A 15,263-nucleotide genomic window follows, 5' to 3' on the forward strand; every position below is an offset into this window, starting at 1 on the left:
ATGGCCCGTAGCATGTCCGGCCCAGCAGGCGGAATCCTGTCGTATTTCACGGGTCACCGGACGGCGGCGAACCTGTTGCTCGTGGTGCTGCTTGTGTGCGGGGCGGCTGCTGCGCCCAACATGCGGGCGCAGTTCTTTCCCGATGTGGTCATCGACAGTGTCTCGGTTTCGACCGTCTGGGAGGGGGCCGGCGCGGATGACGTCGACAACGCCATCGTTCAGGTGCTTGAACCTGTCTTGCTGGCTGTGGAAGGGGTGGAGAGTTCTACCGCCGCGTCGCGTGAGGGCAGCGGCACCATTTCGCTGGAGTTCGAGCCGAACTGGGATATGGCCCGCGCCGCGACCGATGTGCAAACCGCCGTAGATACCGTCGCCACACTGCCCGAAGATGCCGAAGACCCTGTGGTGCGCCGTGGCATCTGGCGTGACCGCGTCACCGATGTCGTGATCACAGGCCCGATCAGTGCGGAACAGCTAGGCCGTTTCGCAGATGAATTTGTCACGCGTCTTTTCGCGGCGGGGGTCACCCGCAGCACCATTCAGGGGGTCGCCGCGCCGCAAACCTTGATCGAGGTCCCCTCTCTCCGTTTGATCCGCTATAATATCACGATGGCCGAGATCGCGGCGGCGATCGCTGCTGAGGTCGATGCCAGCCCCGCCGGGGATGTGACCGGTGCCAATGCCCGCGTGCGCACCGGGACCGCCAAGCGCAGTGCCGACGCCTTGTCGCGTGTCGTCTTGCGCAGCAATGCCGACGGGTCTTCACTGTTGGTGGGCGATGTGGCGCGGGTGATCGAACAAGGCTCTGACCGCGAGGTGGGGTATTTTGTCGGCGACGATCCGGCAATATCGGTGCGCATTGACCGCTCTGACGGGGGGGATGCCATTGGTATTCAGCAAAGCGTCGAAGGGGTCGCTGCCGATATGGCAGTGATGCTGCCCAAGGGGGTGGCGATCAACCTGATCCGCACGCGCGCCGAGGCAATTACCGGTAGGTTGGATTTGCTGATTGATAACGGTTTGATGGGCCTCGCGCTTGTGGTGGGGTTGCTGTTCCTGTTCCTGAACGCGCGCACGGCCTTTTGGGTGGCCGCGGGTATTCCGGCGTCGATGGCCGCGGCAATTGCACTAATGTATGCGGGTGGGATCACGATCAACATGATCTCGTTGTTCGGTCTGATTATCACGCTTGGGATCGTTGTAGATGACGCGATCGTTGTGGGGGAACATGCCGACTACCGGCATAACGAACTGGGCGAGCCCCCGATGCAAGCGGCAGAGAACGCCGCGCGGCGCATGGCAATGCCGGTTTTTGCCGCAACCCTGACGACGATCATCGCGTTCTTCGGCCTGCTGGCCGTTGGCGGGCGCTTTGGCAGCCTGATCGGGGATATCCCCCTGACCGTCATTGCAGTGCTGGCGGCGTCACTGGTCGAATGCTTTTTGATCCTGCCGAACCATATGGCGCATGCGATGGCAGCGGGGGCCAAGCAACGGTGGTATGACCTGCCCAGCCGTGTGGTCAATCGCGGGTTTCTCTGGGTGCGCGAACGGCTGTTCCGCCCTTTCATGGCAGGAGTTATCCGCGCGCGTTATGTGGTGCTGGCGGGCGTTGTCGCAGTGCTGGCGTCTCAGGCGGCGCTTTTCATTCAAGGCGACGTTCAATGGCGATTTTTCAACGCGCCCGAACGTGGGTCGGTAACCGGTAACTTTGCCATGGTCGATGGGGCCACCCGTGCCGATACGCTGGCGATGATGCACGAAATGCAACGCGCGACAGAAGCGCTGGGCGCGGAATATGCCGAGGAATATGGCACCAATCCGATCGATTATGTCATTGCGCAGGTCGGGGGCAACGCGGGTCGCGGGCTCGACGGGGCTGACAGCAAGGACGGTGATTTGCTGGGCGGCATCTCGATCGAGCTGATCGACGCGGACCTGCGGCCCTATTCCAGCTTTGCCTTCGTCGCGGCTTTGCAGGATGCCGTGGTCCACCATCCGCTTGCAGAAACCGTAAGCTTTCGCGGCTGGCGTTCCGGTCCTGGCGGCGATGCACTGGATGTGCAGTTCTATGGGGCCGACACACAGGTGTTGAAAGCCGCCTCGCAGGATTTGCAGGATGCGCTACGGCAATATCCCGAAGTCAGCGCCGTGCAGGACAATCTGGCTTACGACAAAGAAGAGCTGATCCTCGATCTGACGCCTCAGGGCCAAGCGCTCGGGTTCACGATTGATATGTTGGGGCGGGTCTTGCGTCACCGTCTTGGCGGGATCGAGGCCGCGACCTATCCAGATGGCCCCCGATCGGCCACCATTCGCGTGGAACTGCCCGAGGGCGAGCTGACCGCGGATTTCCTTGAGCGTACCCAGATGCGTACGCCGGGCGGGCAATATGTGCCGCTGGCAGATATCGTCAGCGTGGACCGGCGTACGGGGTTCAGCACGGTACGGCGCGAGAACGGTATCCGGCTGATATCAGTCACTGGCGATATCTCAGAGGATGACCCCGCCCGCGCGACCGAAATCACGACGACCCTGCGTGACGAAATTCTGCCGCGTATCGCCTCTGAACGTCAGGTGGATTTCCGCATCGGCGGGCTGAGCGAGCAGGAGGATACCTTCCTGTCGGATGCGTTGACCGGGCTAATCCTTGTGCTGACGGGCATTTATCTTGTGCTGGCTTGGGTGTTCGGCAGCTGGACACGCCCCATGGTGGTGATGGCGGTGATCCCATTCGGCTTGGTGGGCACGATCTATGGCCACGCCCTGTGGGAGGTCCCATTGAGCATGTTCACAGTTGTTGGCCTGCTAGGGATGACGGGGATCATCATCAACGATTCCATCGTGTTGGTTGGGACAATCGACGAATATGGTGCCACGCGCGGGGTAATCCCGTCGATCATCGACGGCGCAGCGGATCGGTTGCGTCCGGTGATGTTGACCACGTTGACGACGGTCCTTGGGATGGCACCGCTGCTTTATGAACAAAGCCAGCAGGCGCAATTTTTGAAACCCACTGTGATCACGCTGGTCTATGGTCTGGGCTTTGGCATGTTCCTAGTGCTGCTGGTCGTGCCTGCGCTGGTCGCGGCACAGCATGATATCGGCCGTCAAATCCGTGCGATGCGCCGCGCCATGCGGGCGCGGGCTGGGGGGCTGCGGACCGGTATTTTGGGGCTATGGCTGCTGATGCTTCTATGGGGCGGGGCGACGCTGGGGTGGGTCGCGGTGACTGGCGGCTTGCATCCGGCGCTGGCTGAAATAGTGCCCACCCTAGGGGTGCTCTCACCACGAAGCGCGGCGCTGCTGCTGTTCTTGGCAGGTGCCGCAGCGATCGCGCTGGCGGGCTATGTCGTGGGGGCCGTGATCTATGCCTCGTCGCGCAAGAAAGCAGCGGGCTGATCAGCCTGCGTTGCATCCGACAATATCGACGGCCTGATTGCTGCCTAAAACCGTCATTCGGATATGCGACCGGTTCAGCGCCACAGGGCCGCCGCTGACATGGCCTACATCCACGCGCGCGTGCAGTGTATTGCCTTTGCGCGTCGTGTCGGCCTCGCTGACCCATAGATCGGGGTTGCCGGTTTCAATCACCACCAGCTCTTGTCCACCCGAGGGCGGAACCGTGATAGCAGCGTCCAGTGTCAGGTCTTCGCCGGTCCGGCCAATGGTGCAGGTGACATCCGATACGCGGGCCTCTTTCGCTGAATACGGGCGCTGCGCGAGCGAGGCCGCGATGGCAGGATCGGCGCGGGTCGTGGTTGTGTTGATAACGCCGCTGAGCTCTAGCGAGGCGGGCACGCAGATGTCGCTGCACACGCCCAGATCAATCGTGGTGTTCATGGTCACAGGGGCGCCTTTTTCCGGCACCGTAATCCGCAACGGCAATACCACCTGATCCTTGTACCCGATGGTCGTCAGGTTGGTTTCGCGAAAAACCGTAGGTGCCGGCCATTCAACGGCCACCGCCGACAGGTTGCGTGAACCGGACCAGTCAAAGCTGGGCGGGATGCCCATATCTCCGGGCGCACGCCAATAGGTCTTCCACCCCGGTTTAACTGTCATGCGGATCGCGGCCATGCGGTTGCCATCGGGCAGCACCCAACCTTGAAGGATCTCCCCGTGGATCACCTCCATCGCAAAAGCAGGCATCGGGGCGAGAAGGGCAGCGGCCATCAGGCCAAGGAGTTTTCTGGTCATGGTGCTTTCATGGGCCAACTGCCCCCCGTTTGCCAAGTCACGTTTGCATTATGAAACGTTGCAGCCGTAGGGGTTGTAAGCAGCAGGGGCGCACGCCATGCTAGGGGGATGACGCAAAAGAACGACAGCATGACAATGGATCTTACCGGCCAGCTTTTGGTGGCCATGCCCGGCATGGGGGATCCTCGGTTCGATCATTCGGTGATCTTTATCTGTGCGCATGACGACGAGGGCGCGATGGGGTTGATCGTCAACAAACCTGCCGCTGATCTCAAGCTGGGCGACGTGCTTGACCGGCTTAGTGATGTGGACATGGACGACATCACCGGTCTGGGGGTGCATGTCGGTGGTCCCGTCGAGACAGAGCGTGGCTTCGTACTGCACAGCGCCGAATACCGGTCGGTGATGAAGACGACCGATATCGCGCAGGGCGTGGCGGTGACTGTGACGCTTGATATTCTCGAAGACATCGCCCGCGGCAAGGGCCCGCGACAGGCGATGTTGATGCTGGGCTATGCCGGTTGGGATGCAGGCCAGCTGGAAGGCGAAATCGCGCAGAATGGCTGGCTGACCTGCCCCTGCGACACTGACATCCTGTTTACCCTGCCTGATGCACGCAAATGGGAAGCGGCGCTGACCTCTATCGGGGTGGACCCATTGGGGCTGAGCGCGACAGCGGGGCGCGCCTAACAAACGCAAGGTGGATCAACGCGGAGCAGCCGCGCGACGCAGACGGTCGTTGATGGCACGGCCCAGACCGGTTTCAGGGATCGGGGCCACTGCGATGGGTTTGCGCAGCCGGTCAAGCGCGTGCAGCCGGTCAAACAGATACGCCGCCGCTTCCACCAGATCGCCGCTGGCCGACAGGGTTAGATCATCCGCGCCAGTCCCCTTCGCTGCGCCAAAGCCAAGATAGACCTCGTCTTCTTTTGCGTCATGCGCGTTCAACCGCACGCTGGCATGGGGCGCATAGTGGGACGCCAATTGGCCGGGGGCGATAATTTCTGCGCCGTCGGCCACATCCAGCGTCCCCCCAAGCGCCGCCTCTATCGCTTCGGACGGCAGACCGCCTGCGCGCAGGAGGGTAGGGCGTGGCTGGTTCAGCCCGATGATCGTGCTTTCCAGCCCGACCGTGCAGGGGCCATCATCGACCACAGCGGCGATCCGACCCTCCAGCCCCGACAGGACATGCTGCGCCGTGGTGGCGCTGATCTTGCCCGAGGGGTTGGCAGACGGGGCCGCCACCGGCCCGCCAAACGCCCGCAATATGGCGCGGGCCGTAGGATGTGCGGGGATGCGGATGGCGATGCTGTCCAGCCCCGCTGTCACCAGTGACGATAGCCCGTGCCCGTCGGCTAGAGGCAGCACGAGGGTCATTGGCCCCGGCCAGAATGCGCTGGCCAGAACCTCTGCTGTGTCGGACCAGCGCCCATATTGGCGTGCCTGATCCACATCGGCGACATGGATAATGAGCGGGTTAAAGCTGGGCCGTCCCTTGGCCGTGTAAATCCCTGCCACTGCCGTCCCGTTGCGCGCATCCGCGCCCAAGCCATAGACCGTTTCAGTTGGCAAAGCGACCAGTGCACCTTGTTGCAAAAGGGCGGCGGCGCGGGAAATGCCTGAGGGGTCGGGAAGTAGAATGTCGGTCATGGGCTTCTCTTATGGGGATGACGCCGCGTTTTGGGTTGCGGTACGCAGACTTGAGCGACATTCTCGCCGCAACAGCCCGAAGTATCGTCTTGGGCTTATCAGGTCGCTGTTCGGTTTGCCAAGCAGACGAACGCGTTAACGGAGGAAAACTATGCCCTATCGCGCCCCTGTCGAAGATTTTGCCTTTCTGTTTGATCATGTCGTAGGTTTGGACGCTGTGCGTCAGACCGAACGTTTTGAAGATGCCAGCGAAGACGTCACCCGCGCGATCCTCGAAGAAGCGGGCAAGATGACCAATGACGTTCTGGCCCCGCTGCAACGCGCAGGTGACCAGACGCCCGCCAAGCTTGAGAACGGTGTCGTGCGCACGTCGCCCGGTTTCGCTGACGGGTTCAAGGCCGTGGCCGAAGGCGGCTGGATCGGCATGTCCGCCGACCCTGAATACGGTGGCATGGGCCTGCCGATGACCCTGACGACTGCCGTGAATGAAATGATGAGCGGGGCTTGCCTGTCCTTGCAGCTTGCCCCGTTGATGAGCCAAGGCCAGATCGAAGCGCTTGAACATCACGCCAGCGACGCGATCAAGGAACTGTACCTGCCCAAGCTGATCAGCGGCGAATGGACCGGCACGATGAACCTGACCGAACCGCAAGCGGGCTCGGACGTGGGTGCGCTGGCAAGCAAGGCCGAAGACAACGGCGACGGCACCTATGCGATCTCAGGCCAGAAGGTCTATATCACATGGGGTGACAATGATTTTGGCGGCAATGTCTGCCATCTGGTTCTCGCGCGTCTGCCCAGTGCGCCTGCGGGCACGAAAGGCATTAGCCTGTTCCTCGTGCCGAAATACCTGCCCAATGAGGACGGCAGCCTTGGGAATGCCAATACGCTGAACGTCGTTAGTCTGGAACACAAACTCGGGATTCATGGGTCTCCCACGTGTGTGATGCAGTATGACAAGGCGACGGGCTGGCTGGTTGGGGCCGAACAGGGCGGTATGGCAGCCATGTTCACAATGATGAACAACGCACGGCTTGGTGTGGGCGGGCAGGGCATCGGCATCGCCGAAGCGGCCTATCAACACGCGCTGGCCTATGCGCTGGACCGCAAACAGGGCAAGACATCACGCCCCGACGGCACCGGCACCATCGTGGATCATGCTGATGTACGCCGCATGCTGATGACGATGAAGGCGGAAACCTTTGCCGCCCGCGCCATTGCGCTGTGCTGCGCCAAGGCCATCGACATGACGAACGCGACCGGACAGGCCGAATGGAAAGCCCGCGCAGCCTTCCTGACCCCGATCGCCAAGGCCTTTGGCACCGACACCGGCATGGCCGTCGCTGAAATGGGCGTTCAGGTCCACGGTGGCATGGGCTTTATCGAAGAAACAGGGGCCGCGCAGTACAGCCGTGACGTACGTGTGACAGCCATCTACGAAGGCACCAATGGCATTCAGGCGATGGATCTGGTGGCGCGCAAGATGATGGACGGCGGCGAGGCGGCGAACCGTCTGCTAGATGAAATCGAAGCCGATGCCGAAGCGGCCCGCGAGACATTCCCGAATATGGCGGATGCCCTCTGGCAGGCCTCGGAAACGCTGCGCGAAGCGACCGATTGGCTGACAGAGCAATCGAATATGGACACGCGCTTTGCCGGTGCTGTGCCGTACCTGCGGGCCTTTGCGCGGGTGCTTGGGGCGCATCTGCACCTCAAGGCGGCGCTGGCTGACAAGGGCGGCGCACGTGAAAAGCTGGCGCGGTTCTACATCCTGCGCTTGCTGCCGGAACACGTCGGACTGCTGGCCCATGCCCAGGCGGGCGAGGCCGATCTTTTCGCGCTTTCCGCTGACGAACTGGCCGCCTGATGCCTGATACAGCGCCCACCGGTTTGCGTTTCCCCTGGGAGACGCCACCCGCCCATGATGCCGCGATAGAGGTCGCACCCGGCATTCTTTGGCTGCGTTTGCCGCTGCCGATGAAGCTGGATCACGTCAACGTCTATGCCTTCGATGAAGGCGACAGCTGGACGATCATCGACACCGGCTTTGCGTCGAAAAAATCCAAGGCGCTGTGGACCGACCTGATCGCGGGGCCATTGGGCGGCAAGCCGGTGTCGCGGGTGGTCGTGACCCACCATCATCCCGATCACATCGGGTTGGCGGGCTGGTTCCAGACCGAACACGGGGCAGAGCTGGTGACAACGCGCACCGCATGGCTGACCGCGCGAATGCTGACGCTGGACCCGCAAGAGACACCCCCGGCCGAAACGCTGGCGTTCTACAAGCTGTCGGGTATGGACGCCGCGCTATATGAGAAACGCGCCTCCGAGCGGCCGTTCAACTTTGCCGATATTGTGTCGCCGCTGCCTTTGGGTTTCACGCGGATCAAGCAAGGCGACGAGATCACCATCGGGGGACGCGTGTTTGACGTGCATATGGGTAGTGGCCACGCCCCCGAACACGCCACCTTCTGGAGCCGGGACGACAATCTGGTGATTGCGGGCGATCAGATCCTGTCCTCGATCAGCCCCAATGTCGGGGTCTATGCCACCGAGCCGATGGCCGACCCCATTGGCGAATGGATCGAAGCCTGTGACCGTCTGTCACTGCTCGCGCGCGAGGATCATTTGGTGCTTGGCGGGCACAAGCTGCCGTTCACGGGTCTGCCTACCCGCATGCGCCAGTTGATCGAAAACCACCACAGCGCCCTGCGCCGTCTGGAAAAGGCGATTGCAGAGCCCAAGTCTGCGTCGGAATGCTTCTCTACCCTGTTCAAACGCAACATCGGCGAGGGCGAATACGGTCTGGCGTTGGTCGAAGCGGTGGCGCATCTTAGCCATCTGTACCAGACGGGCCGCGCCACGCGCAGCTTGCGTGCGCAGGACGGGGCGTGGGTATATCAGTCAAAGGGTTGAACGATGGATAACGAGATCAAGACTGCTGCCGAAGCCATCGAAGCAGACGCGTTGCCACGGCTTTACGAAGTGCATTCGGACCCCTCCAGCCGCAACGCCTCGGATCAGCCTGTGCCCAAGGGGATGACCCAAAAGCCTGCCGCGCAGAAATCAGCTGCGCAATGGGCCTATGAGCGTGTTGTGCTGTACCTCAAGAATTTCGAAGAGCAGCTTGACGGCGATCACGAGGTCGCCATGGGGTTTGCAGGCGGTGACGCCGGCGTGTTGCGGATCGAGGGGATGGGCTATTTCGATCCCGATATCGTGACCTTTTATGGCAAGGACAATACCGGCGCGCGGATGCAGCTTGTGCAGCATGTCACACAGTTGAACGTGGCCCTACGTGCGCTGCCCAAAGCGGTGCAGGAAGCCCCCGCGAATCGCATCGGTTTTCGTCTGGTCGAAGGCCTCGAGACGCAAGACGAGCCCCCCGCAGGCGAAAACACCTGAGCTCGCGCATTTTGATGCCGTGACATAGGCAAATGAATACAGTATTCCCCAGACCAAATCATACGCACGTTAAGACAAGGATCGCGCAAATGGCCAAACATGAACACGGCTCGATGGACACCAGCACGCACGAGAAGACTTTTGACAGCTTCATGAACTTCGTCAAATGGTCGTGCATCGTGATTATTGCCATTCTGGTCTTTATGGCGATCTTCGCGCGCTAAGGCGGGCAAACCTAACCGACAGGATATTTCTATGCGTGTTTGGATGGCTTTGGCCTGCGTCGGGCTGCTTGCGGCCTGTGCGAATGATACCGGGATCGACAACACCCCCGCAGAAGTCGCAGCGGCTGCTTATGTGGCACCGGGACCAAAATCCATTACGTTGATGACGATGATCAACAACCGTACCGGCAGCGGAGGCCATACGGCACTGGTGGTCAACGGGTCGCAGCAGGTGATATTTGACCCTGCCGGTTCCTTCCGTGATCCGCGTGTGATCGAACGCGGCGACGTGCTGTACGGCATGACGCCTAAGTGGATACAGGGGTACAAATCCTCTCATGCGCGCAGCACCTACCATGTCGTCAGCCAGGAGCTGCAGGTCAGCAACGCACAGGCAGAACAGATCTTGCAGCTTGTGATGTCAAACGGTCAGGTGGCGGGGGCGTTCTGCGCCAATGCGACCTCTGATATCCTGACGCAGGTTCAGGGATTCGAGAGTATTTCAAAGACGTTCTACCCTGCCAAGCTCAGCGAACAATTTGCCAGCCTGCCCGGCGTGAAGACGACGAAATATTATGAAGACGACGAAGGCGACGTAATTGATGCCGTACAGGCGTCGCTTCTAGCCCAGTAACCAAAGCAAACCATAAAGCGTGGCTGCGCCGCTGATAATGGCGAGCAGCACGTTTTTGGTGAGCACCCCCACAGTCAGCGCCGCCGCCGCCGCCGCCATACGCGGGAGATCAAGCTGCCCGTCCGTGGCCGCGGGCCAGATCACTTGCGGGGCCACAAGAGCGGGCAGGATCGCCACCGCCGTATAGCGCAGGTGTCGCAACAGCCACGCGGGCATTTCGCGGTCCCCCACCAGTCCGGTAAAGACAAAGCGCAGCCCAAAGCTGCCAAGACCAAGGGCGATGATCACGAACCAAAGCGTGCCGGTGTCGATATCAGTCATTATACCGCGTCCTGTTCAGGGTGGTGGGGCTGGCGTCTTTCCAGCCAAAGTTCGGTTTGGGCACCGGCGATCATGCCCGCCAGCCCTGCCAGGATCAGGCCCAGCGAATAGGGCACACCCGCCGTCAACAGCGCCGCGAGGGATGCCACCAGCGCCGCGACGATATGTGCCGAGGTGCGGAACATCGGAGCGATCATGGCGAGAAAGGTGATGGGTAGGGCGAAATCCAACGCCCAGCTGTCAGGGATTTGTGCCCCGACCATCGCGCCGACCAGGGTGAAAAGATACCACAACGGCACGATGGGGGTCACACAACCGAAGAAATACGCCATCCGCTGCGGGATGGTCATATCCGGCTCTTTCTCATATTGCGCCATCGCGCAGACATAGGATTGGTCAACGGTCAGATAAGCGGCCAGCGCGCGCTGCCACAAAGGCGCGGACCCGATGTAGGGCGTCAGCGACGCCGAATACATCGCCATCCGCAGGTTCACCGCCAGCGCAGAGGCCAGCACGATCGCTGTCGGGGCATGTTCCTGCATCAGTTGCAACGCGGTGAACTGTGCTGCCCCCGCAATGACCACGACCGAAAAGGCGAGCGTTTCGAACACGTTCAGCCCTGCTTCGGTGGCAAGGATGCCAAACAGCGAGGCAAACGGGATCATCACCAGAATAAAGGGCGCTGCGTCGGCAAGACCTTTGCGAAAGGCCGATTTCGTGGTGGTGATGGCCATGCGTTCCCCCTAGATTGCCGGGACATGCTTAACTGCCGCTTTGGGGGGATGCAATTGTCCGTCAAGACAGACACCGATGCTTATTTGATCGCACCGCAGCCAGGATTGGCGCGGCTGACACGTGCCGTCGTCGGGCGGGATCATTTGGGGACCGAGACAACGATCAACGTCGTCGAGGAACGCCCGCTGACGATTTTTTTGAACGCGCAGGAAATCGTCACCGCGATGACGATTGGCGATTACCCCGAATACCTCGCGCTCGGGTTCTTGCGCAATCAGGGTATGCTGCGCGACGGCGAGGATATCACCAGCGTCGACTATGACGAAGAGCTTGAAGTCGTCATCGTCCGCACCGCCCGCAAAACCGACTACGAAGACAAAATGCGCAAGAAGACCCGCACCAGTGGCTGCGCTGTGGGCACTGTCTTTGGCGATATGATGGAGGGTCTGGAGGGCGTTTCCCTGCCGTCGACCCCGCTGCGAACCTCGTGGATCTATGACCTTAGCGCGCAGATCAACCGCACGCCGAGCCTGTACCTGGAAGCCGGGGCGATCCACGGCACGGTGCTGTGTCAGGGCAATCGCCCGCTGGTCTATATGGAGGACGTGGGGCGTCACAACGCGGTCGACAAGATCGCGGGCTGGATGCTCTCTGAAAAAGTCTCGGCCGAGGATAAGATACTCTATACCACGGGGCGGCTGACGTCGGAAATGGTGATCAAGACCGCGATGATGGGCATCCCCGCGCTGGTGTCACGTTCCGGCTTTACCGCCTGGGGGGTAGAGATCGCGCAGCAGGTCGGGCTGACGTTGATCGGGCGGATGAAGGGAAAACGCTTTATTTGCCTTGCGGGCGAGGACCGGCTGATCCGCGATGCAGACCCCGACCAGATTAGGGATGAACCTAAACGATCAGGCCGAAAGGGCAGCGCATGAAACAGCCATTTGGGGTGATCCTTGCAGGAGGGCAGGCGACGCGGATGGGCGGCGGCGACAAGGGGCTGCTGCAACTTGGCGGTCAAAGCGTGCTGGACCATGTGATCGAACGGCTGACGCCGCAGGTGGCGCGTGTGGCGTTGAATGCCAATGGCGATGCCGCGCGGTTTGCGGGGCTGAAACTGCCGGTGTTGCCCGACAGTATTGACGGCTTTGCCGGACCGCTGGCGGGGGTGTTGGCAGGGCTGGATTGGGCTGCCGCACATGGCGCTGATACGATTGTGACTGCTGCCGCCGATACGCCGTTCTTCCCCGGTGATCTGGTCCCGCAACTGTTGCTGGCAAGCGAGGGGATGACCCACCCGCTGGTGCTCGCCGCCACGCCGGACGCTAAACGCGGCACGGCGCGGCACCCGACCTTTGGCCTGTGGCCTGTGGCCTTGCGCGACGATCTGCGTGCTGCCTTGCAGGGTGGCCTGCGCAAGGTCGTAATGTGGACGCAAACGCACGATGGCCGCGAGGCGTTGTTCCCCGATGAGGACGCGTTCTTTAACATCAACACCCCCGAGGATCTGGCCCGCGCACAGGAGATGCTATGAGAGTTTACGGCGTTGTCGGCTGGAAGAACGCCGGCAAAACAGGGTTGATGGAACGCCTTGTGACCGAAATCACGGGGCGCGGCTTTTCAGTGTCTACCGTGAAACATGCGCATCACAGTTTCGACGTCGATCATCCGGGCAAGGACAGCCACCGCCACCGCGTCGCGGGTGCCCGCGAAGTTTTGTTGGCCTCGCGCAACCGCTTTGCCCTGATGCATGAGTTGCACGGCGAGGATGAACCGACGCTCGACGCGCTGCTGGCCAAGCTTGCGCCCGTCGATCTGGTGCTGGTCGAAGGCTACAAGCGTGACGGTCACGCCAAAGTCGAAGCGCATCGGGCGGAAACGGGCAACGCGTTGATCGCGCCGCAGGATCCGACGATCAAGGCCATTGCCAGTGATACACCAATGACATCGGATCGCCCCGTGTTCGATCTGAATGACACAGGCACCATCGCCGATTTCATCCTGTCCGAGGTCGGGTTGTGAGCGCATTTGACACCATCGTCATGGTCGATTGGTCCGGCGGCAACGACACCGGCCCGACCCCGCGCAAGGACGCGATCTGGGCGGGGGTGTCGCGGGGGGGCGTATCAGATGCCCCCGTTTATCTGCGTAACCGGTCAGAGGCAGAGCTTTGGATCGCCACGCTGATCGACGCAGAGCTGGCGCAGGGCCATCGCGTGATGGTCGGGTTCGATTTCCCTTTTGGCTACCCCGCAGACTTTGCCGGAGCGCTGACGGGCAGCTCCGATCCGTTCGCTGTGTGGGACTGGTTCGAGGCGCGGGTCGAAGACGCGCCAAAGGCCAACAACCGTTTCGATCTGGCCGGAGAGATCAATCTGGGTCTGGGCGGCGGTCAGGGGCCGTTTTGGGCCAACGGCCTGCCGAACCGTGACATCACGGGGCTGCCGCGTACCAAGTCCGATTATACAAATCCCTTTGCCGAGAAACGTGCAGCTGAACTGCTGGCCAAGGGCAGCTTTACCTGCTGGCAACTGGCGGGGGCAGGGGCTGTCGGGTCGCAGGTGGTCATGGGGCTGCCTGTCCTTTCGCGCCTGCGTGCCCGCTTTGCAGGGCGCGTCGCGGTCTGGCCGTTCGAGACGCCCGATGCCCCCGTTGCGTTTGTTGAAGTCTGGCCATCACTGACCGTCGGACCTGCACCAGATGACATGATCAAGGATGCGTGGCAGGTGCAGGAACTTGCGCGGCAGGTCTCGGTCTTGACCCCTGCCGAACTGGCGCAGGTATTTGACGTGCAGGCACCGGAAGAAGGGTGGATCTTGGGGCTGGGGGTTGAACACCTGCTCAAGGCACCACCACCCCTGCGCAATGATTGCTTTGCCCTGCCGCCCGGCGTGCATTGGACGCCCGTAGACGACGCGCTGGAACGGTTACGCGCACGTTTGCATCCGGTGCTGCCTGCCGAAGAGGTGGGCCTTGGCGAGGCGTTGGGGCGGATTGCAGCAGCCGACGTGCGGGCGCAGCGTGCGAACCCGCCACTGCCGAACACGGCAGTAGACGGCTACGGGTTCGCGGGCGGACGTGCTGCCGGTGCCCATGCGCTGCCGCTCGCCGAAGGCCGCGCAGCCGCGGGGGATGCGCCGGGGAGCTTACCCGCCGGTCATGCGATACGTGTGCTGACGGGGGCCGCGCTGCCCGCCGGTGTCGATACCGTGGTGCTGCAAGAGGACGTGACGATTGTTGGTGACACGCTGCGGTTCAATGGACCGGTCAAACAAGGCGCGAACACACGCAAGGCAGGCGAGGACGTCACGGCAGGCGCGGTGACGCTTGCCGCAGGGCGGCGGATCACGGCGGCGGATATTGCCTTGTTGGCGGCCACCGGCACCGCATCTGTGTTGGTTCATAAACAGTTGCGGGTTGGCGTGCTGTCGACAGGCGACGAGATCGTCGAGGCGGGGCAAATCGCGGCGGAGGGGCAGATATTCGATGCAAACCGCCCGATGCTGTTGGGTTTGCTGGCGCAGTTCGGGCATCGGGGCGTCGATCTGGGCCATGTGGGCGACGACCGTGAGGCGCTGCGCACCCGGCTTGATGCGGCGCAAGGCGAGGTCGATGCGATCCTGACCAGCGGCGGTGCGTCGGCGGGCGACGAGGACCACGTGTCCGCACTTTTATCCGAGGCAGGAGCGTTGGATCTGTGGCGTATCGCGGTCAAACCGGGGCGGCCCTTGGCGCTTGGCATGTGGCAGGGCGCGCCGGTTTTTGGCCTGCCGGGTAACCCCGTGGCCGCCATGGTCTGCACATTGATATTCGCGCGCCCTGCGTTGGCGCGGTTGGCGGGGCAGGACTGGCCTGTGCCGCAAGGCTTTGACGTGCCCGCAGATTTCAGCAAACGCAAGAAACCGGGCCGACGCGAGTATCTGCGCGCGCGGATGCGCGACGGTCGGGTGCAGGTGTTTGCCTCTGAAGGGTCGGGCCGGATCAGCGGGCTGTCTTGGGCCGAGGGTCTGGTAGAACTACCAGATGCCGCAGCCGACGTTCAGCCGGGCGATCTGGTGCGCTATATCCCCTATGGATCCTTCGGGGTCACCTAG

Annotated in this window: 15 protein-coding genes; 11 read left to right on the top strand and 4 right to left on the bottom strand. The window is 61.9% G+C overall.

The window, feature by feature from the left end; translation table 11 throughout:
* Nucleotides 1-3,402 carry an efflux RND transporter permease subunit gene (locus tag BLQ98_RS02955; protein ID WP_093731853.1) on the top strand — a complete coding sequence of 1,134 codons (3,402 nt, stop codon included), beginning with the start codon at nt 1-3 and terminating at the stop codon, nt 3,400-3,402.
* On the opposite strand, the gene BLQ98_RS02960 is transcribed toward BLQ98_RS02955, so the two are convergent.
* Nucleotides 3,403-4,200 (bottom strand): protein-disulfide reductase DsbD domain-containing protein, encoded by a 798-nt coding sequence (locus BLQ98_RS02960; protein WP_237271284.1) that lies wholly within the window; start codon nt 4,198-4,200, stop codon nt 3,403-3,405. It abuts the gene before it with no gap.
* A gap of 129 nt (nt 4,201-4,329) precedes the next feature.
* Here BLQ98_RS02960 and BLQ98_RS02965 point away from each other — a divergent pair, with 129 nt between their 5' ends.
* The gene (locus tag BLQ98_RS02965; protein WP_093731855.1) at nt 4,330-4,890 is read left to right on the top strand and encodes a YqgE/AlgH family protein; all 561 of its coding nucleotides are present in this window, start codon (nt 4,330-4,332) and stop codon (nt 4,888-4,890) included.
* 15 nt (nt 4,891-4,905) lie between these two features.
* Here the strand turns inward: BLQ98_RS02965 and BLQ98_RS02970 are convergent, their stop codons facing one another.
* Nucleotides 4,906-5,850, bottom strand: a complete 945-nt coding sequence (locus tag BLQ98_RS02970; protein ID WP_093731856.1) for an L-threonylcarbamoyladenylate synthase — start codon at nt 5,848-5,850, stop codon at nt 4,906-4,908.
* 151 nt (nt 5,851-6,001) lie between these two features.
* Here BLQ98_RS02970 and BLQ98_RS02975 point away from each other — a divergent pair, with 151 nt between their 5' ends.
* The 5 genes from BLQ98_RS02975 to BLQ98_RS02995 all read left to right on the top strand — a co-directional run bounded on the left by BLQ98_RS02975 (nt 6,002) and on the right by BLQ98_RS02995 (nt 10,113).
* Nucleotides 6,002-7,717: an acyl-CoA dehydrogenase gene (locus tag BLQ98_RS02975; RefSeq protein WP_093731857.1), complete on the top strand. Its 1,716-nt coding sequence runs from the start codon at nt 6,002-6,004 to the stop codon at nt 7,715-7,717.
* Nucleotides 7,717-8,766 (top strand): MBL fold metallo-hydrolase, encoded by a 1,050-nt coding sequence (locus BLQ98_RS02980; protein WP_093731858.1) that lies wholly within the window; start codon nt 7,717-7,719, stop codon nt 8,764-8,766. The genes BLQ98_RS02975 and BLQ98_RS02980 overlap by 1 nt, the downstream gene beginning before the upstream one ends.
* A gap of 3 nt (nt 8,767-8,769) precedes the next feature.
* Nucleotides 8,770-9,255, top strand: coding sequence for a DUF6173 family protein (locus tag BLQ98_RS02985; RefSeq protein ID WP_093731859.1), 486 nt, complete (start codon nt 8,770-8,772; stop codon nt 9,253-9,255).
* Nucleotides 9,256-9,344: 89 nt separating this feature from the next.
* The gene (locus BLQ98_RS02990; RefSeq protein WP_005849635.1) at nt 9,345-9,479 is read left to right on the top strand and encodes an aa3-type cytochrome c oxidase subunit IV; all 135 of its coding nucleotides are present in this window, start codon (nt 9,345-9,347) and stop codon (nt 9,477-9,479) included.
* A gap of 31 nt (nt 9,480-9,510) precedes the next feature.
* Nucleotides 9,511-10,113, top strand: coding sequence for a hypothetical protein (locus BLQ98_RS02995; RefSeq protein ID WP_093731860.1), 603 nt, complete (start codon nt 9,511-9,513; stop codon nt 10,111-10,113).
* Here BLQ98_RS02995 and BLQ98_RS03000 read toward each other — a convergent pair.
* Complete coding sequence (locus BLQ98_RS03000; RefSeq protein WP_093731861.1) at nt 10,102-10,434, bottom strand: AzlD domain-containing protein; 333 nt, start codon at nt 10,432-10,434, stop codon at nt 10,102-10,104. The two genes, BLQ98_RS02995 and BLQ98_RS03000, sit on opposite strands and share 12 nt — an antisense overlap.
* A complete protein-coding gene (locus tag BLQ98_RS03005) occupies nt 10,434-11,168 on the bottom strand; it encodes an AzlC family ABC transporter permease (RefSeq protein WP_093731862.1) in 735 nt (244 codons plus the stop codon). The genes BLQ98_RS03000 and BLQ98_RS03005 overlap by 1 nt, the downstream gene beginning before the upstream one ends.
* A gap of 48 nt (nt 11,169-11,216) precedes the next feature.
* On the opposite strand from BLQ98_RS03005, the gene BLQ98_RS03010 reads away from it, so the two are divergent.
* Genes BLQ98_RS03010 through BLQ98_RS03025 form a run of 4 tightly spaced genes read left to right on the top strand, consistent with a single transcriptional unit; the run spans nt 11,217 to nt 15,263 of the window.
* On the top strand, nt 11,217-12,104 hold the full coding sequence (locus BLQ98_RS03010; protein WP_093731863.1) for a formate dehydrogenase accessory sulfurtransferase FdhD: 888 nt from the start codon (nt 11,217-11,219) through the stop codon (nt 12,102-12,104).
* The gene (gene mobA, locus BLQ98_RS03015; RefSeq protein ID WP_093731864.1) at nt 12,101-12,703 is read left to right on the top strand and encodes a molybdenum cofactor guanylyltransferase MobA; all 603 of its coding nucleotides are present in this window, start codon (nt 12,101-12,103) and stop codon (nt 12,701-12,703) included. Before BLQ98_RS03010 ends, mobA begins: the two co-directional genes overlap by 4 nt.
* Nucleotides 12,700-13,191, top strand: a complete 492-nt coding sequence (gene mobB / locus BLQ98_RS03020; protein WP_093731865.1) for a molybdopterin-guanine dinucleotide biosynthesis protein B — start codon at nt 12,700-12,702, stop codon at nt 13,189-13,191. Before mobA ends, mobB begins: the two co-directional genes overlap by 4 nt.
* The gene (locus BLQ98_RS03025; protein ID WP_208596007.1) at nt 13,188-15,263 is read left to right on the top strand and encodes a molybdopterin-binding protein; all 2,076 of its coding nucleotides are present in this window, start codon (nt 13,188-13,190) and stop codon (nt 15,261-15,263) included. The genes mobB and BLQ98_RS03025 overlap by 4 nt, the downstream gene beginning before the upstream one ends.

This window comes from Sulfitobacter litoralis (assembly GCF_900103185.1).
Taxonomy (GTDB): domain Bacteria; phylum Pseudomonadota; class Alphaproteobacteria; order Rhodobacterales; family Rhodobacteraceae; genus Sulfitobacter; species Sulfitobacter litoralis.

Bases quoted from the DNA above. Each gene is read 5' to 3' on its own strand.
- BLQ98_RS02955 (WP_093731853.1), top strand. From the start codon at position 1: ATGGCCCGTAGCATGTCCGGCCCAGCAGGCGGAATCCTGTCGTATTTC.
- BLQ98_RS02960 (WP_237271284.1), bottom strand. From the start codon at position 4,200: ATGACCAGAAAACTCCTTGGCCTGATGGCCGCTGCCCTTCTCGCCCCG.
- BLQ98_RS02965 (WP_093731855.1), top strand. From the start codon at position 4,330: ATGACAATGGATCTTACCGGCCAGCTTTTGGTGGCCATGCCCGGCATG.
- BLQ98_RS02970 (WP_093731856.1), bottom strand. From the start codon at position 5,850: ATGACCGACATTCTACTTCCCGACCCCTCAGGCATTTCCCGCGCCGCC.
- BLQ98_RS02975 (WP_093731857.1), top strand. From the start codon at position 6,002: ATGCCCTATCGCGCCCCTGTCGAAGATTTTGCCTTTCTGTTTGATCAT.
- BLQ98_RS02980 (WP_093731858.1), top strand. From the start codon at position 7,717: ATGCCTGATACAGCGCCCACCGGTTTGCGTTTCCCCTGGGAGACGCCA.
- BLQ98_RS02985 (WP_093731859.1), top strand. From the start codon at position 8,770: ATGGATAACGAGATCAAGACTGCTGCCGAAGCCATCGAAGCAGACGCG.
- BLQ98_RS02990 (WP_005849635.1), top strand. From the start codon at position 9,345: ATGGCCAAACATGAACACGGCTCGATGGACACCAGCACGCACGAGAAG.
- BLQ98_RS02995 (WP_093731860.1), top strand. From the start codon at position 9,511: ATGCGTGTTTGGATGGCTTTGGCCTGCGTCGGGCTGCTTGCGGCCTGT.
- BLQ98_RS03000 (WP_093731861.1), bottom strand. From the start codon at position 10,434: ATGACTGATATCGACACCGGCACGCTTTGGTTCGTGATCATCGCCCTT.
- BLQ98_RS03005 (WP_093731862.1), bottom strand. From the start codon at position 11,168: ATGGCCATCACCACCACGAAATCGGCCTTTCGCAAAGGTCTTGCCGAC.
- BLQ98_RS03010 (WP_093731863.1), top strand. From the start codon at position 11,217: ATGCAATTGTCCGTCAAGACAGACACCGATGCTTATTTGATCGCACCG.
- mobA (WP_093731864.1), top strand. From the start codon at position 12,101: ATGAAACAGCCATTTGGGGTGATCCTTGCAGGAGGGCAGGCGACGCGG.
- mobB (WP_093731865.1), top strand. From the start codon at position 12,700: ATGAGAGTTTACGGCGTTGTCGGCTGGAAGAACGCCGGCAAAACAGGG.